Origin of the sequence: Pseudoxanthomonas sp. SGT-18 (genome assembly GCF_003931645.1) — a bacterium.
Classification (GTDB): Bacteria; Pseudomonadota; Gammaproteobacteria; order Xanthomonadales; family Xanthomonadaceae; genus Pseudoxanthomonas.
This window is the reverse complement of sequence record NZ_RRYJ01000001.1, coordinates 454,616-478,556: the sequence shown is the minus strand read 5'-3', so window position 1 is coordinate 478,556 and position 23,941 is coordinate 454,616. Positions and strand designations below refer to the sequence as shown.

The following is a 23,941-nucleotide window of genomic DNA, read 5'->3' as shown; positions in this document are numbered from 1 at the left end:
CGACGCCCCCTGCGAACCTCCCTGCGCCTGCTGCCGTTGGCCCTGGGCATAGCCCTGGCCCTGCCCGCCATGGCCGACGAGAAGCCGCTCAACTGGGGCCTGTGCCCGGTCGGCGACGTGCTGCCGCCGTTCAGCGAGGCGCCGCCGCCGGACCCGGCCGCGGCGCAGACCCGCAACGAGCAGCCGACCGACATCGAGGGCGACGAACTCAGCGGCACCGAGACCACTCCGAAGTACCAGGGCAACGTCGCCCTGGTCCGCGGCGACCAGTTCCTGGGCACCGACCAGCTGAGCTTCGACACCGAGACCGGGCGCTACGTGGCCGAGGGCAACGTGCGCTACCAGGACTCCGGCATCCGCATCGTGGCCGACCGCGCCGAGGGCAACCAGGACGAGGACAGCCACGTCATCACCAACATCCGCTACCAGCTGGTGGACCGGCGCGGCAACGGCGGCGCCGACTCGATCGCCATGCGCGGCCCGGTGGGGCAGATGTACCACTCCACCTACAGCACCTGCGACCCGGACCAGCGCGCCTGGGAGCTGCGCGCGCAGCGGATCGACGTGGACAACGACGAGGGCTTCGGCGTGGCCCGCAACGCGGTGCTGCGCATGGGCCGCTTCCCGGTACTGTACGTGCCGTGGATCAAGTTCCCGGTGGACGACCGCCGCCGCACCGGCCTGCTGTACCCGTCGGTCAGCAATTCCGGCCGCGACGGCTTCGACTACAGCCAGCCGATCTACCTCAACCTGGCGCCGAACTACGACGCGACCCTGTCGCCGCGCATCATGACCAAGCGCGGCCTGATGCTGGACGCGGAGTTCCGCTACCTCTACGAAGGCGGCCGCGGCATCCTCGAGGGCGGCTTCCTGCCCGACGACGACCTGCGCGACCGCGACCGCGGCCGCTTCCGCTTCAGCGGCTACCACAACATCGACCGCCACTGGCAGGCGCGCGCCAACCTCGCCTGGGTCAGCGACGACCGCTTCGTCGAGGACTTCTCCAGCCGCCTGGCCGGCGTCTCCGCGTCCTACCTGCAGAGCACCGCCGGCGTGTTCGGCACCGCCGAGCACTGGAACGCCGGCGCCATGGTCGAGCACTTCCAGCGCACCGACTACACCCTGCGCGACGCCGACCTGCCCTTCAGCCGCCTGCCGCGCATCTACGGCACCTGGCAGCAGCCGCTGGGCCGCTGGATCGACGCGGGCATGTACGCCGAGGCGGTGCACTTCGCGCACCCGGACTCGCGGATCAGCGGCGGCGAGCGCCTGGACCTGAAGCCGTTCGTGTCCGCGCGCCTGGGCGGTCCGGCCTGGTACGCGACCCCGACCCTGGCCTGGCGCTACACCTCCTACCGCCTGGAGGAAGGCGTGCTGCTGGACCCCGACCAGGGCCTCCGCGGCGCGGAGGACCCCACCCGCAGCCTGCCCATCGCCAGCTTCGACGCCGGCATGTACTTCGACCGCGAGACCAGCTGGGACGGCGAGCGCTTCCTGCACACCCTGGAGCCGCGCCTGTTCTACCTGTACGCGCCGTACCGCGACCAGGACGACCTGCCGGTGTTCGACACCCGGCCGTTCACCTTCAGCTGGGGCCAGCTGTTCCGCGACAACCGCTATTCCGGCGCCGACCGCCAGACCGACGCCAACCAGCTGACCATCGCCCTCAGTTCGCGCCTGATCCGCCAGTCCGACGGCCGCGAGAAGCTGTCGCTGAGCCTCGGCCAGATCCGCTACTTCCAGGACTCGCGGGTGGTGCTCAGGAACGAGACCCCGGTGGCGCAGGGCAAGTCGGCCTGGGTGGCCGACGCCAACTACATGATCAACGACCGCTGGAACCTCGGCGCTTCCTACCAGTGGGACCCGAAGTTCCGCCGCGAGGACCTGGCCAGCGTCCGCGCCCGCTACCTGTGGCCGGACGACGGCGTGGTCAACCTCGGCTACCGCTACCGCCGCGGGCTGCTGGAGCAGGCCGACTTCTCGTTCCTGTACCCGATCAACCCGACCTGGAGCCTGGTCGGCCGCTACTACCACTCCATCTCCAGCGACAAGCTGCTGGAGGCGATCGCCGGCGTGCAGTGGGACAGCTGCTGCTTCGCGGTGCGCGCCATCGCCCGCCGCTACGTGCGCAACCGCGAGGGCGAGCTGGACAACGCGCTGCAGGTGGAATTCGTGCTCAAGGGCCTGGGCTCGGCCGGCCAGGACACGGAGCGCACCCTGCGCCGTGCTATTCTCGGCTACCACCGCGACGACCTGTACCTGGTCCCGCCCAGCAACACCACGCCCGATCCGGACGACTACGATCCGAACCTCATCCCGTGAGTCCATGAGCCGACGCCTTTCCGCGATTCTCCTGGCGGCTTCCGCCATGCTGTCCCTCCCCGTCGCCGGCGTGGCCCAGGAGGCCCAGCAGCAGCTGCAGCCGGTGGAGCGCATCGCCGCGATCGTGGACGAGGACGTGATCCTGCAGAGCGAGCTGGACCTGGCGGTGCGCAACATCCTGGCGCAGTACGCCGGCCGCGAGAACCAGCTGCCGCCGCGCCCGGTGCTCGAGCGCCAGGTGCTGGAGCGGCTGGTGCTGAACAAGCTGCAGGTCGCCCGCGCGCGCCAGCAGGGCGTGCGCGTCAGCGAGCAGGAGCTGAACCAGACCGTCGCCGCGATCGCCCAGCAGAACGGCCTGACCCTGGACGGCCTGCGCCAGCGCCTGGCCGCCGACGGCCTGTCCTTCGAGGAGTTCCGCCGCTCGCTGGCCGAGGAAATCACCATCCAGCGCCTGCGCCAGAACTTCATCTCGCGCATCAACGTCAGCGAGGCCGAGGTCGACGCCGCGCTGGAGCGCGAGGCGAGCAACAGCCGCCAGTACCGCCTGGCGCACATCCTGGTCGCCCTGCCCGACGGCGCCACCCCGGAGCAGATCGCCACCGGCCAGCGCAAGATCGAGGGCATCCTCAACGTCATCAACAAGGGCGAGATGGACTTCGCCGCCGCCGCCGTGCGCTATTCGGACAGCCCCAACGCGCTGGAAGGCGGCGACCTGGGCTGGCGCTCGCTGGACGAGATCCCCACGGCCTTCGCCCAGCAGATCGTGAACCTGCAGCCGGGCCAGATCCTCGGCCCGATCCGCGGCCCCAGCGGCTTCCAGCTGCTGCGCCTGTCGGAGGTGCGCGACAGCAGCGAGGCGCCGGCGCAGACCGTCACCGAGTACCACGTGCGCCACATCCTGGTGCGGGTCAACGACCGCCAGGACGAGGCCACCGCGCGCGCCAAGATCGACACCCTGCGCGCGCGCATCGCCGGCGGCGCCGACTTCCAGGAAGTGGCGCGCGAGGCCTCCGAGGACAACAACACCCGCGGCCAGGGCGGCGACCTGGGCTGGTTCCCGGCCGATGCCTACGGCCCGGAATTCGGCGGCCAGGTGACCGCGCTGGAGGATGGCCAGGTTTCGCAGCCGTTCCGCACCGATGCCGGCTGGCACATCATCGAGCGCCTGGCCCAGCGCGAGACCGACGTGACCGACGAGAACCGCCGCGCCCGGGTCCGCGACACCATCGGCCGCCGCAAGCTGGAAGAGGAATACGAGCGCTACCTGCAGGAGCTGCGGGGCGAGGCGTACGTCGTGTTCCGCGCCGGCGACCGCGCCGAGCCCGTCGCCAACTGAGCCATGGCAATGCCCCGGCTGGCGCTGGTTCCCGGCGAACCGGCCGGGGTTGGCCCGGAACTGTGCGTGCGCGTGGCCCAGGCCCCGCGCCGCGACTGCAGCCTGGTCGCCCTCGCCGATCCTGGGCTCCTGCAGGCCGCCGCGGCGGCGCTGGGCCTGCCGCTGAACCTCCTGCCCGCCGACGCCGTCGCCCGCCGCCCGGGCGACCTGCCGCTGCACCCGGTCCGCAATGCGGTTGCCGTGCAGTTCGGCCACCCGGATCCGCGCAATGCCCGCGCCGTCGTCGACGCCCTGCTGGGCGCCGCCGAAGGCTGCGTGCGCGGCGGCTTCCACGGCATGGTCACCGGGCCGGTGCAGAAGGCGACCATCAACGAGGGCGGCATCCCCTACACCGGCACCACCGAGCTGCTGGCCGGCCATGCCGGCCGCGAGGTGGTGATGATGCTGGCCAACGACATCGTGCGGGTGGCACTGGCCACCACCCACCTGCCGCTGCGCGAGGTCGCCAACGCGATCGACGCCGGCCTGCTGCGGCGGGTGCTCGGCATCCTGCACCGGGCCCTGCGCGAGGACTTCGGCATCGCCGAGCCGGTGATCGCGGTGCTGGGACTCAACCCCCACGCCGGCGAGGACGGCCACCTCGGGCGCGAGGAGATCGAGGTCATCACCCCGGTGCTGGAGTCGCTGCGCGCCGCGGGCATGCGCCTGGCCGGCCCGCTGCCGGCCGATACCGCGTTCCTGCCGGGCAAGCTGCGCGGCTTCGACGCGGTACTGGCCATGTACCACGACCAGGGCCTGCCGGTGCTCAAGTACAGCGGCTTCGAGCGCGCGGTGAACCTGACCCTGGGCCTGCCCTACCCGCGCGTGGCCGTCGACCACGGCACCGCCCTGGACCTGGCCGGCAAGGGCCTGGCCGATCCCTCCAGCCTGGAAGCCGCGGTCGCCACCTGCGCGCGGATGGCGGCGCAGCGGATGCAGCAAAGCTGAGGTCCCCCTTTCCCGGGGAGAGTCCGTAGCCAGGGTAGGCAAGGCGCGCCGCACTGCGGCAGTGCCCGGGCGCTGGCGGGCCCGGCGCATTGCCACGCGCTGCGGATCCACCGCCGGACCGCGTCACGCGCCCGTCCCGGAAGCGGCCTGCGCCCGTGTCCGGGCGACGGGCTTGCGCCGCAGCGTCAGAACAGCTCGCCGGTATCCCGCGCAGGCACCGTCAGCCCGAGGTGGCGGTAGGCCTTGGGCGTGGCCATGCGCCCGCGCGCGGTGCGCACCAGGAAGCCCTGCTGGATCAGGTAGGGCTCGATCACGTCCTCCAGGGTGCCGCGCTCCTCCGACAGCGAGGCGGCCAGCGATTCCACGCCCACCGGGCCGCCGTCGAAGTGGCCGATGATGGTGTTGAGCAGGCGCCGGTCCAGCTCGTCGAAGCCTTCCGGATCGACCTTGAGCATGGCCATCGCCGCCTGCGCCACTTCCTTGTCGATGCGTCCGCCGGCCTTGACCTGGGCATAGTCGCGCACGCGGCGCAGCAGGCGGTTGGCGATGCGCGGGGTGCCGCGGGCGCGGCGCGCGATCTCGCCGGCGCCCTCCGGCTCGCAGTCGATGCCCAGGATCCGCGCCGAGCGGCGCACGATCTTCGTCAGCTCCTCGGGCGTATAGAACTCCAGGCGCTGGACGATGCCGAAGCGGTCGCGCAGCGGCGCGGTCAGCAGGCCGGCGCGGGTGGTGGCGCCGATCAGGGTGAACGGCGGCAGGTCCAGCTTGATCGAGCGCGCGGCCGGGCCCTCGCCGATCATGATGTCGATCTGGAAGTCCTCCATCGCCGGATAGAGCACTTCCTCGACCACTGGCGACATGCGGTGGATCTCGTCGATGAACAGCACGTCGTGCGGCTGCAGGTTGGTCAGCAGCGCGGCCAGGTCGCCGGCCTTCTCGATCACCGGGCCGGAGGTCACCCGCAGGTTCACCCCCAGCTCGTTGGCGATGACGTGGCTGAGCGTGGTCTTGCCCAGGCCCGGCGGGCCGAAGATCAGGACGTGGTCCAGGGCCTCGCCGCGGGCGCGGGCGGCCTCGATGTAGATACCCAGCTGCTCGCGGACCGGCTGCTGGCCCAGGTATTCGTCCAGTCGCTGCGGCCGGATCGAGGCTTCCAGGGCCTCGTCCTCGCGGGTGGCGCCGGCGCCGAGGATGCTGCGGTGTTCGCTCATGCGGGGATTATGGCCGGTGCCGGTCGCGCGTGCCGAGACCCGGGCGGTCCGCGCCGGCGCGCCGGCTCAGATCTCCACCTGCGCGCCCAGCTCCACCAGGCGGTTGCCGGGGATGCGGAAGAAGCCGGTGGCCGGGGCGGCGTTGCGGTGCATGAAGGCGAACAGCTTGTCGCGCCAGGTCGGCATGCCGCGGCGGGCGCCGGCGACCACATTCTCGCGGCTGGCGAAGTAGGTGGTGTCCATCGGGTCCATGGACAGGCCGTCGCGGTCGCAGGCGCGCATCAGCGCCAGCGGCACGTCCGGGGTCTCCATGAAGCCGAAGCGGACCAGCACCCGGTAGAAGTCGTCGCCGATCGCGTCCACCCGGATCCGCTTCTCCACCGGCGCGTACGGCACCGGCAGGGTCTCCACGGTCAGGAACACGTTGCGCTCGTGCAGCACCTTGTTGTGCTTGAGGTTGTGCAGGAGCGCGTGCGGCACCAGCCCGGGATCGGCGGTGAGGAAGATCGCCGTGCCGGGCACCCGCACCGGCGGCGCCAGCATCAGGCCGGGCAGGAAGGTGTCCACCCGGATGCCGTCCTTGCGGATCTCCTCGCGCAGCAGCGCGCGGCCGCGGCGCCAGGTGCGCATCAGGGTGAACAGCACCAGGCCCAGCACCACCGGGAACCAGGCGCCCTGCAGCAGCTTGGCGCCGTTGGCGACCACGAAGGCCACGTCGATGAAGAAGAACGCCACGCACAGGGCCAGGATCCAGCGCCGCCCGGCCGGCCACAGCGCGCGCGCCACCAGGGCCAGCAGCAGGGTGTCGATCAGCATCGTGGCCGAGACCGAGATGCCGTAGGCCACGGCCAGGTTGGAGGAACTGCGGAACACCAGCACCAGGCCGATCACCATCACCATCAGCATCCAGTTGATGCCGGGCACGTAGATCTGGCCGATCGCCTCGCTGGAGGTGTGCTTGATGCGCATGCGCGGGATGTAGCCCAGCTGCATGGCCTGGCGGCCGATCGAGAACGCGCCGGTGATCACCGCCTGCGAGGCGATCACCGCGGCCATCGTCGCCAGCACGATCATCGGGTACAGGGCCCAGCCCGGCACCGACTCGTAGAACGGGTTGCGCACCAGCTCCGGGTGCTCCAGCACCAGCGCGCCCTGCCCCAGGTAGTTGAGCACCAGGCAGGGCAGGACGAAGAAGTACCAGCCGTGGCGGATCGGGCGCGCGCCGAAGTGGCCCATGTCCGCGTACAGCGCCTCGCCACCGGTCACCGCCAGCACCACCGCGCCGAGGATGAACACGCCGTGCCAGCCGTGGTCGGCGAAGAACAGCACCGCCCACCACGGATTGAAGGCCTTGAGCACCTCCGGCGCCTTTATGATGTTCCAGGCGCCGATCGCGGCGATGGCCACGAACCAGAGCATGGTCACGGGGCCGAACACCTTGCCGACCTTGGCGGTGCCGAAGCGCTGGCTGGCGAACAGCACCACCAGCACCACGATGGTCAGCGGGACGATGAAGTTGTGCAGCCCCGGCGCGGCCACCTCCAGGCCCTCCATCGCGCCGAGCACGGAGATGGCCGGGGTGATCACGCCATCGCCGAAGAACAGCGAGGCGCCGAAGATGCCGAGGATGCCGACCACGTAGGCCGAGCGCGAACCGTTGCGCAGGGTGCGCTGGGCCAGGGCCATCAGCGCCATGATGCCGCCCTCGCCGTCGTTGTCGGCGCGCATGATGATGGTCACGTACTTCAGCGTGACCACCACCATCAGCGACCAGAACGCCAGCGACAGCACGCCCAGCACGGTGTCGTGGTCGCTGGACAGGCCGTAGTGCGGCGAGAACGCTTCCTTGAGCGTGTACAGCGGGCTGGTGCCGATGTCGCCGAAGACCACGCCGATGGCGCCCAGCACCAGGGCCAGGTGCGAGCCGCCGGGCCCGTGGGCGGCGGGCCCGTGGCCGGCGTGGGAAGGCGATGACGCTGCGGACATGGCGGGCGAACCTTAGCGCGGACGGGCGTGAGCGGGGCGCGAGCGCGCGCTCAGCGCAGGGCCGACTGCAGGGCCTTGCGGATGATGGCCGCGGCGTCCTCGCCGGGCGCGGCGGCGTCGCGGGCCATGCGCTGCGCATCGGCCGGCTTGTAGCCCAGCTGCTGCAGGGCGGTGGCGGCGTCGGCCAGCGGATCGCCCGGGACCGCCGTCATCCCGGCCACGGCGCCGCCGCCGGCCAGGTCGGCGGCGCGGTCGCGCAGCTCGACCACCATGCGCTCGGCGGTCTTCTTGCCGATCCCCGGGATCCGGGTCAGCGCGGTGATGTCGCCGGCCTGCACCAGCCGCGCGAACTCCTCCACGCTCACCCCCGAAAGCACCGCCAGCGCGATCTTGGCGCCGATGCCACTGACCTTCTGCACGTCGCGGAACAGCCGCCGCTCCGACTCGCGCAGGAAGCCGTACAGCGCCACGCTGTCCTCCTTCTGCGCGTAATGGGTGAACAGCGAGACTTCCCGGCCCAGCTCGGGCAGGTCGTAGAAGGTGCTCATCGGCGCCTCCAGCTCGTAGCCGACGCCATTGACGTCGACCACCAGCCACGGCGGCTGCTTCAGCACCAGGGTTCCACGCAGTCTTCCAATCATTGGGGGCTCCTACGGAGCGTGATTCGGGATTGGTGATTGGTGATTCGAGAAAGCAAAGGCGAAAGCGCCGGCACGGCCGGAAGGTGCCCGCGCTTTCCACGAATCACGAATGACGAATCACCAATCACGGCTCTATTTCCTCCAGGCCAGCTTGGTGCTGACGCCCAGCCTCTGTGCGGTGGCCCGTACATGCGCGTGGGTCAGGGCGATGGCCAGGGCGTCGGCGGCGTCGGCCTGCAGCTTGCCGGGCAGGCCGAGCATGGCCGCGACCATGTGCTGGACCTGGGCCTTGTCGGCGGCGCCGGTGCCGACCACGGCCAGCTTCACCTCGCGCGCGGCGTACTCGCTTACCGGCAGGTCGCGCAGGACCACGGCGCTGATCGCCGCGCCGCGGGCCTGGCCCAGCTTGAGCGCCGATTCGGCGCTGCGGCCCACGAACACCTGCTCGATCGCCACTTCCTGCGGGTGGTATTCGTCGATCAGCGCGGCCAGGCCGTCCAGCAGCCGGCGCAGGCGCTCGGCGAAGCCGCCCTCGCCCAGCAGCACCAGCGGCTGGTGGTGGACGTGGCGCACGCGGCCGCCGCCGTCCACGTCGATGATGCCCACGCCGGTACGCTGCGAACCCGGATCGATGCCGAGGATGCGCACCGGGGCGGCGGTCGCGCGCGCGGCGTTCATGCGCCCACCGCGCACGCCTTCCGGCCCGCCGCCTGTTCGCCCCGGGCCGGACGCATGCTCAGCCGGCTTCAACCAGGTCGGCGTTGGAATAGACGTTCTGCACGTCGTCCAGGTCCTCGAGCATGTGCAGCAGCTTCTGCACCTGCTGCGCGGTCTCCCCGGACACGGCGATGTCGTTGTCGGCGCGGAACGTCACCTCGGCGTAGCCCGGGGCCAGGCCGGCGGCCTCCATCGCCTGCTTCACCGCCTCGAAGTTCTCCGGCGCGGTGATCACGTCGATCGCGCCGTCCTCCGGGTACACGACCACGTCGTCGGCACCGGCCTCGATCGCCGCCTCGGTCACCTTCTCCTCGTCGGCGCCCTCATAGCTGAGCACGCCCAGGCGCTTGAACATGAAGGCCACCGAGCCCTCGGTGCCCATGTTGCCGCCGCACTTGGAGAAGGCGTGGCGCACGTCGGCCACGGTGCGCACGCGGTTGTCGGTCAGGCAGTCGACGATCACCGCCACGCCGCCGGGGGCGTAGCCCTCGTAGCGCACTTCCTCGTACTCGACGCCTTCCAGCTCGCCGGTGGCCTTCTTGATCGCGCGCTCGATCACGTCCTTGGACATGTTCGACGACAGCGCCTTGTCGATCGCCGCGCGCAGGCGCGGGTTGTTGGCCGGCTCGCCTCCGCCGGCGCGGGCGGCGACGCTGATCTCGCGGATCAGCTTGGTGAAGATCTTGCCGCGCTTGGCATCGCTGGCGTTCTTGCGCGCTTCGATCGAGGGACCACGACCCATGGGCGTACCGTACTGCGTTTGCGAAGCGGTGGATTATAGCGGCCCGCCGCCCTCCCCTGCGCCGCCGCCGGCGCGCGCCGGCGGCAGGAACGCGCCAGCGCGCAGGAACGCCGCCACCTGCCGCGCGGCCTCGGCCGAGAACACCAGCCCGGTATGGCTGGCGCGCACCCGGCAGTAGGCGCTGGCGCCGGGCAGGCGGGTCTCGGCCAGGGCCACGGTGCCGTCCGAATCAGTCCCCACCGCGGCCAGCAGGCGCCCCACCCCGCGCGGCACCTCGCCGGCGATCACCCCCAGTTCGGCCCGCCCGGACCAGGGCTGGCAGCCGCACAGCAGCAGCGGCGCGCTGCGTCCCAGCAGCCAGGCCAGGCGCCGGTGCGCGGCAAGCAGGCGTGCGGTGGCGCTGCCGCACAGCGGCGAGCCCAGGCAGACCACGCGCCGCACCGGCAGGTCCGGTGCCCGGCGCAGGGCCTCCAGCGCGACCAGCCCACCGAGGCTGTGCCCGGCCAGATGGCAAGGCGGCCCGGCGCGCAGGCGTTCGACCAGGTTGGCGATCGCCGGCTCCGGCCCGCCGACGATGCTGGGATAGCCGAAGCCCTCCACCTCGAAGCCGAGCCGGCGCAGGCGCAGTGCCAGCGGCAACAGCCACCACGGCGAGTTCCAGAGGCCGTGCACCAGCAGCACCCGCTCGCGGGGCCCGGTCGCGGCCGGCGGCATCAGGCCGCGACCTCCTGCTGCCGCTTCCACGCCCGGGGCGAGACCCCGGCGTGCGACTTGAACGCGCGCGACAGCGCCGCCTCGCTGGCGTAGCCGACCTCCGAGGCGACCACCTTCAGCGGCCGCCCGCGGCGCAGCGCCTGCTGCGCCAGGCGCACGCGCCAGCCCTGCAGGTACTGCCCCGGGGTCAGCCCCACCGTTTCGCGGAAGGTCTCGGCGAACACGCTGCGCGACATGCCGGCCACCGCGGCCAGTTCCTCCAGGGTCCATTCCCGCGCCGGCGCCTCGTGCATCGCCACCAAAGCATGGCGCAGGCGCGCGTGCGCCAGGCCGGCCAGCAGCCCGCCGCGCACCTCGCCCTGCTCCATCAGGTGCCGCAACAGCTGGATCATCACCACCTCGAACAGGCGGTCGACCATGGCCTGGCGGCCGCAGCGCTGGTCGAACGCCTCCTCGAACAGCAGGTCCAGCACCGGACCCGCGCCCGGCAGCGACTGCAGCGGCAGGCACACGAAGGACGGCAGCGCCGCCACCAGCGGATTGCCGGCGCCGCCCTCGAAGCGCAGGTTGGCGCAGGCCATGTCGGCGCCGCGCTGGGGATCGCTGGAAAAGCGGTGCGGCAGCGGCCGCGGGTACAGCAGCAGGCTCGGCTCGCTGACCTGCACGGTGCTGCCGCCATGGCTGACGTCCAGCGGACCGCGCCGGATCAGGTGCAGCTGGCCCATGCCGTCAATGGCGTCGAGGGTGTTGATGCCGCACAGCGCGCCGGCGTGGAAGACCTGTGCGCTTACCGGGAAGCGCTCCAGCAGGACGGCGAGTCGGTCGCCCATCTCGTACTCCCAGTCAAATTTTCCGGACTTTACGCGACCGATCGTAGCAGCCGCGGATCCACATTACTCCCAGCGGTACCCCCCATCCCCCGAAGAGGAGAGAACGATCATCAATGCCATTACCCGCCCGATTGCCGCCGGCCTGCTGGCCCTGGCCGTCCACGCCGCGCTTCCGGCCCAGGCCGCCACCCCCGCCACGGTGCCCGCGCCCCAGGCGACCGTGGAGGGCAGCCACGTCGTCACCGCCGACGGCGTGCGCCTTTACTACAAGGACTGGGGCCCGAAGGACGGCCCGGTCGTCACCTTCAGCCACGGCTGGCCGCTGAGTTCGGACAGCTGGGAAGCGCAGATGCTGTTCCTGGCCGACCACGGCTTCCGCGTCGTCGCCCACGACCGTCGCGGCCACGGCCGTTCCAGCCAGCCGTGGGACGGCAACGACATGGACCACTACGCCGACGACCTGGCCGCGGTGATCGAGGCCCTGGACCTGCGCGACGTCACCCTGGTCGGCTTCTCCACCGGCGGTGGCGAGGTCGCGCGCTACATCGGCCGCCACGGCACCTCGCGGGTGAAGAAGGTCGCGCTGGTGGGCGCGGTGACCCCGTTCATGCTGAAGACCGCGGACAACCCGGAAGGCATCCCGCAGGACGTGTTCGACGGCTTCCGCGCCGCGGCCCGGGCCAACCGCTCGCAGCAGTACCTGGATATCGCCTCCGGCCCGTTCTTCGGCTTCAACCGCCCGGGTGCCAAGCCCAACCAGGGCCTGATCCAGTCGTTCTGGGCGCAGGGCATGCAGGGCGGCCACAAGAACACCTACGACTCGATCGCCGCGTTCTCAGCCACCGACTTCCGCGATGACCTCAAGAAGTTCGACGTGCCGACCCTGGTGATCCATGGCGAGGACGACCAGGTCGTGCCGGTGGAGATCTCCGCCAAGGCGGTGCCGAAGTACGTGAAGCACGCCCGGGTGAAGCTGTACCCCGGCGGCCCGCACGGCATCACCGATACGCACAAGGACCAGCTCAACCAGGACCTGCTGGACTTCCTGCGCGAGTGAGGCCGGATGCAGTCGCCTGCCCCCTCCCGCGGGAGGGGGCTGCCGGGAGGGTCGGCATGCCAGCGTCCGCTGCGCGCCGGCCCTCACCCTTCCCCATGGCGCGGGGAAACACCCGCCTTCACGCCGGGCGGCGCAGGATGAATTCGAGATCGCGCACCCGGCCGACCGGGAATTCGTAGGTGCCGACGCGTTCGAAGCCGCGGCGGGCATAGAAGCGCTGCGCGCCGTGGTTCTCCGACCACACCCCGATCCACAGGGTGCGCGGGCCGTCGCGCAGCAGCCAGCGCTCGGCCTCGGCGAACAGGCGCCCGCCCCAGCCGGCGTCCTGGTACGGGGCAAGCACGTAGAGCCGCTTCAGCTCGCCATCGCCGGGGGCAACTTCCGGCTGCGGCAGGCCGCAGGGCCCGGCGGCGGCATGGCCGACCGCGACCCCGTCGTCCTCCAGCAGCCATACCGCATAGCCGGGCTGGGCCAGGATCGTGGCCTGCCGTTCCACGGCGTAGGCGTCGCGCAGGAAGGCGTCCAGGTCCTCCGGCGGGTAGAGATGGCCGAAGGTCTCGGTGAAGGTGCGCGCGCACAGCGACGACAGGGTCGCCGCGTCAGCCACCGTCGCGCGCCGGATCGACAGGCTCACTCGTCCTCGTCTTCCTCTTCCTCGTCGAGGTCCTCGTCGTCGAGGTCGTCCTCGTCCTCTTCTTCCTCGTCCTCGTCGTACTCGTAGTCGTCCTCGCCGAAGTCCTCGCCGTCCCAGCGGCCCTCAGGGTCGGGGACGAAGGCCAGGGCCATGGCCGCCGGCGAGGTGCCGCTGCGCACCAGCCAGCCGCCGAACACGCGGGCGCGCTCGGTCACCAGGGCAGGGTCGGAACCCTCGTTGCCCAGGCGTTCCCACTCAAGCGAAAAAGCGAACTCGGTCATCTCCAGACTCCTCGGGGAGGGCACTTCGGTAGGCGGCGCGGCCCGCGGCCGCGCCGATGGACGGGGATGGCCGCGCGCCACACGGCGCGCGGCCGCGGGTCACTTCGACAGCGACTCCTCCCGGACCTTCACGTGCACCTCGGCCAGCTGCTCGGCCGGGATCGGCGACGGCGCGCCGGTCATCAGGCACTGCGCGGTGGTGGTCTTGGGGAACGGGATCACGTCGCGGATCGACTCGGTACCGGCCATCAGCGCGGCGATGCGGTCGATGCCGAAGGCGATGCCGCCGTGCGGCGGGGCGCCGTACTTCAGCGCGTCCAGCAGGAAGCCGAACTTGGCCTCGGCCTCCTCGGCGCCGATGCCCAGCAGCTCGAACACCGCGCTCTGCATCTCCGGGCGGTGGATGCGGATCGAGCCGCCGCCGATCTCGTTGCCGTTGAGCACCATGTCGTAGCCGCGCGAGACCGCGGTCCTGGCGTGCGCGCGCAGCTCGGCGATGTCGTCCACGGCCGGGGCGGTGAACGGGTGGTGCAGGGCCACGTAGCGCTGCTCCTCCTCGTCCCACTCGAACATCGGGAAGTCGGTGACCCACAGCGGGCGCCAGCCCTCGGCGACCAGGCCGAAGTCCTTGCCGGCCTTCAGGCGCAGCGCGCCCATGAAGTCGGAGACCTTGTTGTAGGCGCCGGCGCCGAAGAACACGATGTCGCCGTTGCCGGCGCCAACATGCCTGGTAAGCGCGGCGAATGCGTCCTCGCTGAAGAACTTCTGGATCGGCGAGGAGATCGCGCCGGCCTCGTCGATCTTGATGTAGGCCAGGCCCTTGGCGCCGAACTTGGCGGCGTGGGCGGCGTACTCGTCGATCTGCTTGCGGCTCAGCTTCGCGCCGCCGGGGATGCGCAGCGCGGCCACGCGGCCATCCGGGTCATTGGCCGGGCCGGTGAATACCGCGAACTGGCTGTCGCGGACCAGTTCGGCCACGTCCACCAGCTCCAGGTCGATGCGCAGGTCCGGCTTGTCCGAGCCGTAGCGGCGCATGGCCTCGGCCCAGGTCATGCGCGGGAACGGGTCGGCCAGGTCCACCCCGGCCACTTCCTTGAACACCGCGCGGATCATGCCCTCGACGAAGTCCTGCACGTCGCGCTCGCGCACGAAGGCGAACTCCATGTCCAGCTGGGTGAACTCCAGCTGGCGGTCGGCGCGCAGGGCCTCGTCGCGGAAGCAGCGCGCGATCTGGTAGTAGCGGTCAAAGCCCGCGATCATCAGGATCTGCTTGAACAGCTGCGGGCTCTGCGGCAGGGCGTAGAACTCGCCCGGGTGCATGCGCGCCGGCACCAGGAAGTCGCGCGCGCCCTCCGGGGTGGCCTTGGTCAGGATCGGGGTCTCGATGTCCTGGAAGCCGCGTTCGTCCAGGTAGCGGCGCAGGGCCTGCACCAGGCGGATGCGGGTGCGCTGCATGCGCTGCATCTCCGGACGGCGCAGGTCCAGGTAGCGGTAGCGCAGGCGCACTTCCTCGGAGGGGTTCTCGTGCGCGTGGAACGGCAGCGGCGCGGCCTTGTTGAGGATGGTGATGCAGGTGGCGATCACCTCGACCTTGCCGGTGCGGATCTTGTCGTTGACCGCGTGGCGGGCGCGCACGACGCCCTCGACCTGGATCACGTCCTCGTAGCCGAGCGAGGCGGCCACGGCGAAGACCTCGGCATTGTCGGGCTCGACCGTGACCTGGACGATGCCTTCGTGGTCGCGCAGGTCGATGAAGCACACGCCGCCGAGGTTGCGGGCGACGTCGGTCCAGCCGGCGAGGGTGATGGTCTGGCCGATCAGCGATTCGTCGACCAGGCCGCAGTAATGGGTACGCATGCAGGCTCCGCGAGTGGGGCAACCGCCCGGAAGAGGCGGAAAGCGGCGATTTTACCCTCTCGCCCCGACCCCGCGGCACGCCGGCCGGGAAGGCCGCCCCATGGCCGGGTGGTGCGGGCGCCGAAACATTCTGTTCAGGAATGTGCGGGCAGGTTCGGCGTCGAGTCACGACACGAGGTGCCCCGATGAGCATGACACCCCTGCATGACACGCCGAAGACGGCTCCGGCCGGGCAAACGGGCGCTGGCGCATGACGGGGGTGCTGCTGGTCGCGGCACTGGCGGCACTGGCCGCGCTGGTGGTGGCCTCGCCACGGCTGGCGCGGACCAAGGCCGCGCTGCTGGCCGCCCTGCTGGTCGCGCTGAGCCTGTGGTGGCTGGTGGACCAGCTCAGCGGCGACGGCGTGGACGCGGCGACCCTGTACCACCTCTCCAGCGGCATCGAGGGCGCCGGGGTAGCCGATTTCAGCGGCCCGCTGGCCATTGCCGCGGTGCTGGTGCTGCTGTCACTGCTGCTGCCGGCCTGGCTGGCGCGGCATGCCCGCCGGCGCCCGGTCCCGCCGCGCCCGCCGGTGGTGTTCCCGGTTTTCGCCGCCACCTTCCTGGTCGCGGCCCTGGCCAGCCCGCTGGCCCGCGACGCCTGGCGCCTGTACCAGCACAGCCGGCCGGTGGACGCGGCCCAGGTCGCGGCCGAGTACGTGGTCCCGGACCGCCCGCTGCGACAGCGCCGCAACATCGTCTGGATCTACGCCGAGAGCCTCGAGCGCACCTATTTCGACGAGACCGTGTTCCCCGGCCTGGTGCCCAACCTCCGCCGGCTGGCGGGCGAGGCCCTGGACTTCCGCGACGTGGCCTCACCGCCCGGCACCGGCTGGACCATCGCCGGGATGGTGGCCTCGCTGTGCGGGGTGCCGCTGACCGCCGCGCGCGGCGACGAGAACAGCATGGGCCGGATGGAGCAGTTCCTGCCTGGCGCGCACTGCCTCAGCGACTACCTCGCCCAGCAGGGCTACGCCCTGCACTTCAGCGGCGGCGCCGACTCGGCCTTCGCCGCCAAGGACCGGTTCCTGGCCAGCCACGGCTTCGCCACGGTCAAGGACCAGGCCTGGTTCCGCCAGCGCGGGGTGGCGAAGAAGCACTTCTCCAGCTGGGGCGTGCACGACGACGTGCTGCTGGACAGCGTGTACGAAGACTTCCAGCGCCTGTCCCGGGCCGGCACGCCGTTCATGCTCACCGCCCTGACCATGGACACCCACCACCCGGCCGGGCACCTGCCGCGCTCCTGCAGCGACGTGCGCTACGACAGCCCGCACGGCGACATCGGCCTGCTGCGCGCGATCGCCTGCAGCGACCGCCTGATCGGGCGCCTGGTCGAGCGCATCCGCAGCAGTCCCTGGGCGGACGACACCCTGGTGGTGATCGCCTCCGACCACCTGGCCATGCCCAACGACCTGTCCGACGTGCTGGCCGGAATGAAGCGCGAGAACCTGCTGCTGTTCCTCGGCAGCGGCCATGAACCGCGCCAGGTCGCCACCGCCGGCACCACCCTGGACACCGGCGCCACCCTGCTGCAGCTGCTGGACCCGGAGCTGGGCGCGCTGGGCTTCGGCCGCTCGCTGCTGGGCGATCCGGCGCTACCGGGCGCCAGCGTGGCCGCGCGCCGCGACCCGGAGCGCTACCCCCTGTATCTGGGCTTCGCCCGCCAGCTGTGGACCGGCAGCGAGACCCGCACCCTGCGGGTGGAGGACGACCGCGTGGTGGCCGGGGTGCAGCGCATCCGCCCGCCGGTGATGCTGGAGTACGACCAGGGCTGGAACATCGCCTCGATCGTGCTGGAGGACGCGCCGCGGCAGTTCGCCCAGCGCGATCCGGACAACATCCTGGCCTACGTCGACCGCTGCACCGCCTTCCTCGACGAGCCCGGCAAGGGCGAGTGGTGCGCGCTGGTGGTGGACCGCAACAACGCCCTGACCCTCTATTCGGAAGCCGAGCTGCAACAGGGCATCCAGGTCGACGCACCGCTGCAGGAAGCCTCCGACGCCCGCCCGCGGCCACGCCGCGCGCTGACCGTGGCGCGCCAGGAGCGGCCGATGCAGCCCGGCCAGTACCAGTTGCGGATGCAGGCGCGCAACCTGCCCTCGCATTCGTTCTGGCTGGAGGCGGTGTCCGACGACGGCACCGTGGTCCGCGCGCGCGAGTGGGTGCAGGTCGACCCCGGCCGCCCCGGGCAGCAGATCCGCCTGCCGCTGTGGCTGGACTCGAGGGTGGACCAGCTGGTGATCCGCGCCTGGCTGGACTACACCGAGGAGATGGAGGTGGAACGCGTGGCGGTGGTGCCGGCCCGCAGCGGCCGCGGCCGCGGCTGAAGCGCAGGTCGGGCGGCGTTAAGCACCTGCCCGGCAAATTCCCGCCACTTCCCGGATGCTGCATGCAAGGAGTTGCAATGAGCCGAGTCCCCGCCTTCGCCCTGGCGCTATGCCTGGGCCTGGCCTCCAGCCTGCCCGCCGCAGCGCGCGGTCCGGTCGAGGACCTGCGTACGCTGCCGCCGGCGCAGCGGGTCGAGCTGATCGAGCGCGAGTACGCCGCGCAGTCGCGCGGGCGCGCCATCCCGGACGACCAGCTGGCCTTCTACCTGGAGCAGGTCGAGCGCGGCTGGGGCATGGGCCAGGTGCGCGCGGACATCTCCGGCTCCCTGCGCGGCCAGGGCAACCGCCGCTGGAACGGCTCCAGCTGGGCCGGCGCCACCGTGGTCTGCTCCAGCAACGAGCGTCGCCGGCGCGAATGCCGCACCCCGTTCAACGGCCGCCCGGTGCTGGTGGAGAACATCTCCGGCACGCGCTGCATCGAAGGCCGCAATTTCGGCGGCGGCGGCGGCACCATGTGGGTCGACGATGGCTGTCGTGGACGCTTCGCCGAAGGCCGCGGCGGCTGGAACGGCGGCGGCACCGGCGAACTGGTGCGCTGCGAGAGCCAGGACAACAAGCGCCGGACCTGCGCCATCAACGGCCGCGCGGTACTGGTGCGGCAGCTGTCGAAGACCGCCTGCGTGGAAGGCCGCACCTGGGGCCAGCGCGGCAACAGCCTGTGGGTGGACGACGGCTGCCGCGCCGAATTCTCCGTCGCCCGCGGCCCGGCGCCGGGCCATCGCCCGGGTCCGCCCGGCACCAGCGATTACAGCGTGACCTGCAGCAGCGAGAACAAGCGCCGCCGCACCTGCGACTGGGATCGCCGCCGCGGACGCCCGGTGCTGGTGCAGCAGCTGTCCAGCACCCGCTGCGAGGAAGGCCGCACCTGGGGCTGGACCGGCAATTCGGTCTGGGTGGATGGCGGGTGCCGGGCGAGGTTTGGGGTGCGCTGACTGGAGCGGGATTGGCGATTCGTGATTCGTGATTGGTGATTCGTGATTGGTGATTGGTGATTGGAAACTTGTCACCAATCACCCGTCCGGAATCACCGCTCACGTGCCAAACAGCTGCCCGATCCCCAGGGTCACCACCGCGGCGACCAGCCAGACGGCGACCCGGCGGATGAGGGCGGGATCGGCGCTGTTGGCGGGCCGGGCACGGCCGAAGCCGACCACGAACACGTGCAGCGGCAGGGCGATCACCAGCACGAAGGCCAGTACCCAGTAAAGGCTGTCGTCGCCCAGGCGCGGCCACAGTACGGCCATCACCAGGGCCGAGACGATCCCGGCCACGGCGGCGGTGACCGGCGACGGCGTGATCTGCATGCTTCCCCTCCCCTTCGTGGTCCTGGCGCCGATCATGACCGCCGCGCCGCCGTGGCGCGAGCCAGACCATCGACGCATGGCCGACCGGACCGGGTGGGGACTGCGGGATGCAAGGACGGGCCTGGCGCGTACCAGGCCCGGGAACCGATCCTCCGGGGGCCGGCGGCGCGGCGCCCCGGGACGCCGCGCTCAGCTGGTCGCGGTAGCGTTGGAGGAGCTGCTGGCGGACGAGCCCGAGGAGCCGGAGCCGCCGTCGCCCTTGTCGGCGAGGTTGCGCTTCTTGTCGCCGTCCTTCTTGAAGTCGGTCTCGTACCAGCCGCCGCCGGCAAGGCGGAACGACGGCGCGGTCACCTGGCGGCGGACCTGGCCCGGCGCGTTGCAGGAGGGGCAGACCTCCGGATCGGCATCGGACAGCTTCTGCAGGCGGTCGAAGGCATGACCGCAGGCAGCGCACTGGAAGGCGTAGATGGGCATGGCACACACGCGATGGGAAAAACCAGGTCCGCTATGGGGATGCCTATTCACGTTTTCAAGGGCCGCCTGCCCCGGGCAGCGGTCCGCCCCCGGCCGGGGCGCAGCCCGGGTCGGCGCTCCCCTGGACCCCAACGCCGGCAAACCCGCGGCCGATGCCGGCCACGCGCGCCCCGGCCGCCTGGCCCCGGCCCGCGCCCCTGGCCGTCCCGGTCAGCAGGCGTAGCCCGGGCAAGCGTGGCGCACGCCCGTGACCGTCCGGCGCCGGATCCGCGGCACCGCTGCTCCGCCCCGTCCGTACGCTCAGGCCGCCGCGATCGACGCCACCGCCAGCTGCCCCGCCCGCGCCAGCACCGCGTCGCGGGCGGCACTGTCGACCCGGGAGCCCTCCAGATAGGCGGCCACCACCCAGGGGCTGCCGCCGGCCAGCGGCCACAGCACGGCCACGTCGTTGCGGATGTCGGTGCCGTTGCTGCCGGTCCTGTCGCCAACCCGCCACTCCGGGCCGATCCCGGCCCGCAGGCAGTCGTCGCCGGTGGTGTTGTCGATCAGCCAGTCGGCCAGCTGCAGGCGCGAGGCCGGGGCCAGCACCGCGCCGGCCACGCAGCGGCCCAGGCTGGTGGCCATCGCGCGCGGGCTGGTGGTATCGCGCGGGTCGCCGGGGACGAAGCCATTCATTTCCGGCTCCAGGCGGTCGCTGCGGGTGACCGTGTCGCCCAGGCCGCGCAGGAACGCGGTCAGCGCCGCAGGCCCGCCGATCCGCGCGAACAGCAGGTTGGCCGCGGTGTTGTCGCTGATGGTCACGATGGCCCGGCACAGGTCGCGCACGCCCAGGTCCTTGCCCACGTGGCGGCGGGTGACCGGGGCATGCGGGACCAGGTCGGCCGCGCGCACCGGCAGGCGTTCGTCCAGGTCCAGCGCGCCGCGATCGGCCCGTGCCAGCACCGCCGCGGCCAGCAACGCCTTGAACGTGCTGCACATCGGGAAACGCTCGTCCGCGCGGTGCCCGGCCAGGTAGCGGCCATTGCCGGCCTCGAGCACCGCCACGCCCAGCCGGCCCTGGCTGGCCGCCTCCAGCGCGGCGAAGTCCGGTGCGGCGGCAATGCGTGCCCGCGTCCTGTCGCCGGCGGCCGCGCTCGCGGGGACGGCGGCGCGGGCCAGTGCCGGCATGGCCAGCATGGACGCGGCGGCCAGGCCGGCGGACTGCAGGAAACTGCGGCGGTCGGGCATGGATCCATCCTCCTCGGGGGTGGGAGCCGAGTATGGGCAGGGCCGGCGACGGGCCACCATCGCAAGTTTTCGGGAACAGCCATTAGCTGTCCTTGTGGCGCCGTGCAGGTTCCCGGCACTGCCGTGGTCGGCGCCCGCCTTGCAGACCTGCACGGATGCCGGGGCGGCTGCCGGCCCGGGACACCGCGCCGGTCCAGCTGCGGTAGCCTCGGCCGTCCACTTCACTTCCGTCCGCGATGCCACGCCCGCCGCTCCCGCTCAACGCGCTGCGTGCCTTCGAGGCCGCCGCCCGCCACCAGAACCTGACCCGCGCCGCGCTGGAGCTGTGCGTGAGCCAGGCCGCGCTGAGCCACCAGATCCGTACCCTCGAGCAGCGCCTGGGCGTGGCCCTGTTCCACCGCCTGCCGCGCGGGGTGGCGCTGACCGAGGAGGGCGCGGCGCTGTACCCGGTGCTGCAGGACGCGTTCGACCGCATCGCCGAGGGCATGCAGCGCTTCCTCGGCGCGCAGGGCAGGCAGGTGCTGACCGTGGGCGCGGTGGCGACCTTCGCCGCCGGCTGGCTGCTGCCGCGGCTGCCGGCGTTCGAGGCCGCGCACCCGGACATCGAACTGCGGGTGCAGACCCACAACAACCGCATCGACCTGGCCAGCGAGGGCCTGGACCTGGCGATCCGCTTCGGCGACGGCGACTGGCAGGGCCAGGCCTGCACTCCGGTGCTGGATACCCCGTTCGCGCCGCTGTGCGCGCCGCAGCTGGCCGAGCGCCTGCGCGGGCCCGGCGACCTGGCCGGCGTGCCGCTGCTGCGCTCCTACCGCGCCGACGAATGGCCGCGCTGGCTGGGCGCCGCCGGCGTTGCCGGCGTGGAGGCGCGGGGGCCGGTGTTCGATTCCTCGCTGGCGCTGGCCGCCGCGGCCGCCGCCGGCACCGGCGTGGCCCTGCTGCCGCTGCGCCTGTTCGCGCGCGAGCTGGGCGAGGGCCGGCTGCTGCAGCCGTTCGCGCAGACCGTGGACCTGGGCCGCTACTGGCTGACCCGGCTGCGCTCGCGCGCCGAGCGCGAGCCGGCGCGGCGGTTCCGGCTGTGGCTGGAGGAACAGGGCCGGGCCGCGGAGTAAGCGGCCGGAGGGCGGGCGCACGACCGCGCCCAGGCCTTCAATCCAGCATTTCCAGCCAGGCCTGCTCGGCCTGCTCCAGGCGCGCGGCCAGGGCCTCGCGGTCGCGGGCCAGGGCGGCCAGGCGCGCCGGGTCAGACATGTTGGCCGGATCGGCCAGCTGCGCGTCCACCTCGGCCAGCTGGGCCTCGAGCTCGGCGACCTTCTTTTCGGCGGCGGCCAGCTTGACCGGGTTGGCCGGCTTCTTCGCCGGCGCCGGCGGAGGCGCGGCCGCCGCCGGCGCGGGTGCCGGCGCCGCTTCCTGCTCCAGGCGCGCGCGGGTGCCCTGCGCCACCGGGCGGGTGCGCAGCCACGCCGCATAGTCGTCCAGGTCGCCGGCGAACGGCTCGACCACGCCGTCGGCCACGCGCCAGAAACTGTCGCAGACCAGGCCGATCAGGTGGCGGTCGTGGCTGACCATCACGATCGCGCCGTCGAAGTCGGCCAGCGCCTCGGCCAGCGCCTCGCGCATTTCCAGGTCCAGGTGGTTGGTCGGCTCGTCCAGCAGCAGCACGTTGGGCTGCTGCCAGGCGATCAGGGCCAGGGCCAGGCGCGCGCGCTCGCCGCCGGAGAAGCCGTCCACCGGCTCGAAGGCGCGGTCGCCGGGGAAGTTCCACTTGCCGAGGAAGTCGCGGAAGGCCTGGGTCGGCGCGTCCGGCGAGAGTTCGCGGAAGTGGTCGATCGGCGACTGCCCCTCGCGCAGCGACTCCACCGTGTGCTGGGCGAAGTAGCCGATCCGCAGGTCCGGGTGCGCGTTGCGCTCGCCGGCCAGCGGCGGCAGTTCGCCGACCAGGGTGCGCACCAGGGTGGTCTTGCCGGCGCCGTTGGGGCCAAGCAGGCCAATGCGGTCGCCGGCCTCCAGGCCGAAGCCGACGTCCCTGAGGATCACCGCGGGCTGGCCGCCACTGCCCGGCTCGGGCGGATAGCCGCACTGCGCGTCCTGCAGCCGGATCAGCGAATGCGGCAGGCGGCTGGGCGAGGCGAATTCGATCGTGAACTCGCGCTCCACCCGCACCGCCTCGGTGCCGGCCAGCTTGGCCAGGCGCTTCATCCGGCTCTGCGCCTGGCGCGCCTTGGAGGCCTTGGCCTTGAAGCGGTCGATGAAGCTCTGCAGGTGGGCGCGCTCGGCCTGCTCCTTCTCGAATGCGATCTGCTGCTGGCGCAGCTGCTCGGCACGCTGGCGCTCGAAGTCGGTGTAGCCGCCCACGTACAGCTTCGCGTTGCCGCCGTGCAGGTGCAGGGTGTGGGTGGCGACGTTGTCCAGGAACTCGCGGTCGTGCGAGATCAGCAGCAAGGTACCGGGGTACTTCAGTAGCCACTGCTCCAGCCAGTAGACCGCGTCCAGGTCCAGGTGGTTGGTCGGCTCGTCCAGCAGCAGCAGGTCCGAGGGCATCATCAGCGCGCGCGCCAGGTTCAGGCGCACGCGCCAGCCGCCGGAGAACGAGGCCACCGGGCGGCGGTGGGTCTCGGCCGGGAAACCCAGGCCGTGCAGCAGGCGCCCGGCGCGGGCCTCGGCGTCGTAGCCGTTGAGCTCGGCCAGCTTCTGGTGCGCCGCGGCCACGGCCTCCCAGTCCTCGCGGGCGTTGGCCTCGGCCTCCTCGCGCAGTACCTTGGCGATGACCTCGTCGCCGGAAAGCACGAAATCCAGCGCCGGCTCCGGCAACGCCGGCGTCTCCTGCGCCACCGAGGCGATGCGCAGCCTGCCGGGCAGGTCGACGTCGCCCTTGTCGGGCTCCAGCTCGCCGCGGATGGCGGCGAACAGGCTGGACTTGCCGGTGCCGTTGCGTCCGACCACGCCCACCCGGTAGCCCGCGTGCAGGGCCAGGTCGACGTTCGACAGCAGCAGGCGCTCGCCGCGGCGCAGCGCGAAGTTGCGCAGGGAAATCATCGGACGGAGGACTTAGAACGAAAGGGAATGTGCAGATGGCCAGGCATCCTGCGACGTCCATTCTACGTTAACGAATACTTGACATCCCAGCGGGCCAGCATCCAGTCCTGGACCGCCAACAGTGCAGTGCATCCGTTCCACGCAGCAAGGAGTACCCCCC

21 protein-coding genes are annotated in these 23,941 nt (G+C 71.9%); 7 read left to right on the top strand and 14 right to left on the bottom strand.

The annotated features are described in order from the left end of the window. The first annotated feature begins 9 nt into the window (after positions 1-9). The 3 genes from lptD to pdxA are packed head-to-tail and all read left to right on the top strand — an operon-like array spanning position 10 to position 4,645. Complete coding sequence (gene lptD, locus EIM47_RS02155) at positions 10-2,322, top strand: LPS assembly protein LptD (RefSeq protein WP_083852408.1); 2,313 nt, start codon at positions 10-12, stop codon at positions 2,320-2,322. A 4-nt stretch (positions 2,323-2,326) separates the two neighbouring features. Next, positions 2,327-3,658 (top strand): peptidylprolyl isomerase, encoded by a 1,332-nt coding sequence (locus tag EIM47_RS02150; protein WP_026010451.1) that lies wholly within the window; start codon positions 2,327-2,329, stop codon positions 3,656-3,658. A 3-nt stretch (positions 3,659-3,661) separates the two neighbouring features. Next, entirely contained in the window at positions 3,662-4,645 is a 984-nt protein-coding gene (pdxA, locus tag EIM47_RS02145; RefSeq protein ID WP_125075948.1) for a 4-hydroxythreonine-4-phosphate dehydrogenase PdxA, read from the top strand. A 185-nt stretch (positions 4,646-4,830) separates the two neighbouring features. On the opposite strand, the gene ruvB is transcribed toward pdxA, so the two are convergent. From ruvB to EIM47_RS02110, 7 genes are all read right to left on the bottom strand, one after another. After that, positions 4,831-5,856, bottom strand: coding sequence for a Holliday junction branch migration DNA helicase RuvB (ruvB, locus tag EIM47_RS02140; RefSeq protein WP_019398273.1), 1,026 nt, complete (start codon positions 5,854-5,856; stop codon positions 4,831-4,833). Between the two features lie 66 nt (positions 5,857-5,922). Further along, positions 5,923-7,842, bottom strand: a complete 1,920-nt coding sequence (locus tag EIM47_RS02135; RefSeq protein ID WP_233581611.1) for a potassium transporter Kup — start codon at positions 7,840-7,842, stop codon at positions 5,923-5,925. Positions 7,843-7,892: 50 nt separating this feature from the next. After that, a complete protein-coding gene (gene ruvA, locus EIM47_RS02130) occupies positions 7,893-8,483 on the bottom strand; it encodes a Holliday junction branch migration protein RuvA (protein ID WP_026010450.1) in 591 nt (196 codons plus the stop codon). Positions 8,484-8,615: 132 nt separating this feature from the next. Then, on the bottom strand, positions 8,616-9,161 hold the full coding sequence (gene ruvC, locus EIM47_RS02125) for a crossover junction endodeoxyribonuclease RuvC (RefSeq protein ID WP_028915970.1): 546 nt from the start codon (positions 9,159-9,161) through the stop codon (positions 8,616-8,618). Positions 9,162-9,219: 58 nt separating this feature from the next. Then, positions 9,220-9,942 (bottom strand): YebC/PmpR family DNA-binding transcriptional regulator, encoded by a 723-nt coding sequence (locus tag EIM47_RS02120; RefSeq protein WP_125075946.1) that lies wholly within the window; start codon positions 9,940-9,942, stop codon positions 9,220-9,222. A 33-nt stretch (positions 9,943-9,975) separates the two neighbouring features. Next, the gene (locus EIM47_RS02115; protein ID WP_125075944.1) at positions 9,976-10,656 is read right to left on the bottom strand and encodes an alpha/beta hydrolase; all 681 of its coding nucleotides are present in this window, start codon (positions 10,654-10,656) and stop codon (positions 9,976-9,978) included. Beyond that, the gene (locus EIM47_RS02110) at positions 10,656-11,486 is read right to left on the bottom strand and encodes an AraC family transcriptional regulator (RefSeq protein WP_019398267.1); all 831 of its coding nucleotides are present in this window, start codon (positions 11,484-11,486) and stop codon (positions 10,656-10,658) included. Before EIM47_RS02110 ends, EIM47_RS02115 begins: the two co-directional genes overlap by 1 nt. A gap of 109 nt (positions 11,487-11,595) precedes the next feature. Between EIM47_RS02110 and EIM47_RS02105 the strand changes: the two genes are divergently transcribed. Next, a complete protein-coding gene (locus EIM47_RS02105; protein ID WP_125076101.1) occupies positions 11,596-12,543 on the top strand; it encodes an alpha/beta hydrolase in 948 nt (315 codons plus the stop codon). 118 nt (positions 12,544-12,661) lie between these two features. Here EIM47_RS02105 and EIM47_RS02100 read toward each other — a convergent pair whose 3' ends face one another. The 3 genes from EIM47_RS02100 to aspS all read right to left on the bottom strand — a co-directional run bounded on the left by EIM47_RS02100 (position 12,662) and on the right by aspS (position 15,315). After that, positions 12,662-13,177 (bottom strand): GNAT family N-acetyltransferase, encoded by a 516-nt coding sequence (locus tag EIM47_RS02100; RefSeq protein WP_125075942.1) that lies wholly within the window; start codon positions 13,175-13,177, stop codon positions 12,662-12,664. Further along, positions 13,174-13,458 (bottom strand): hypothetical protein, encoded by a 285-nt coding sequence (locus tag EIM47_RS02095; protein ID WP_028914639.1) that lies wholly within the window; start codon positions 13,456-13,458, stop codon positions 13,174-13,176. The genes EIM47_RS02100 and EIM47_RS02095 overlap by 4 nt, the downstream gene beginning before the upstream one ends. Before the next feature lie 99 nt (positions 13,459-13,557). Continuing rightward, entirely contained in the window at positions 13,558-15,315 is a 1,758-nt protein-coding gene (gene aspS, locus EIM47_RS02090; protein ID WP_125075940.1) for an aspartate--tRNA ligase, read from the bottom strand. 250 nt (positions 15,316-15,565) lie between these two features. On the opposite strand from aspS, the gene EIM47_RS02085 reads away from it, so the two are divergent. Continuing rightward, complete coding sequence (locus tag EIM47_RS02085; RefSeq protein WP_125075939.1) at positions 15,566-17,680, top strand: phosphoglycerol transferase I; 2,115 nt, start codon at positions 15,566-15,568, stop codon at positions 17,678-17,680. 77 nt (positions 17,681-17,757) lie between these two features. Then, complete coding sequence (locus EIM47_RS02080; RefSeq protein WP_019397111.1) at positions 17,758-18,672, top strand: DUF3011 domain-containing protein; 915 nt, start codon at positions 17,758-17,760, stop codon at positions 18,670-18,672. 99 nt (positions 18,673-18,771) lie between these two features. Here the strand turns inward: EIM47_RS02080 and EIM47_RS02075 are convergent, their stop codons facing one another. The 3 genes from EIM47_RS02075 to bla form a co-directional block, all read right to left on the bottom strand. Beyond that, positions 18,772-19,044, bottom strand: a complete 273-nt coding sequence (locus EIM47_RS02075) for a hypothetical protein (RefSeq protein ID WP_019397110.1) — start codon at positions 19,042-19,044, stop codon at positions 18,772-18,774. Positions 19,045-19,233: 189 nt separating this feature from the next. Beyond that, positions 19,234-19,518, bottom strand: coding sequence for a zinc ribbon domain-containing protein (locus tag EIM47_RS02070; protein WP_019397109.1), 285 nt, complete (start codon positions 19,516-19,518; stop codon positions 19,234-19,236). A gap of 300 nt (positions 19,519-19,818) precedes the next feature. Further along, a complete protein-coding gene (bla, locus tag EIM47_RS02065; protein WP_125075938.1) occupies positions 19,819-20,745 on the bottom strand; it encodes a class A beta-lactamase in 927 nt (308 codons plus the stop codon). A 236-nt stretch (positions 20,746-20,981) separates the two neighbouring features. Between bla and EIM47_RS02060 the strand changes: the two genes are divergently transcribed. After that, positions 20,982-21,857, top strand: a complete 876-nt coding sequence (locus EIM47_RS02060) for a LysR substrate-binding domain-containing protein (protein WP_125075937.1) — start codon at positions 20,982-20,984, stop codon at positions 21,855-21,857. A 37-nt stretch (positions 21,858-21,894) separates the two neighbouring features. On the opposite strand, the gene EIM47_RS02055 is transcribed toward EIM47_RS02060, so the two are convergent. Continuing rightward, on the bottom strand, positions 21,895-23,781 hold the full coding sequence (locus EIM47_RS02055) for an ABC-F family ATP-binding cassette domain-containing protein (RefSeq protein WP_019397106.1): 1,887 nt from the start codon (positions 23,779-23,781) through the stop codon (positions 21,895-21,897). Positions 23,782-23,941 lie beyond the last annotated feature (160 nt).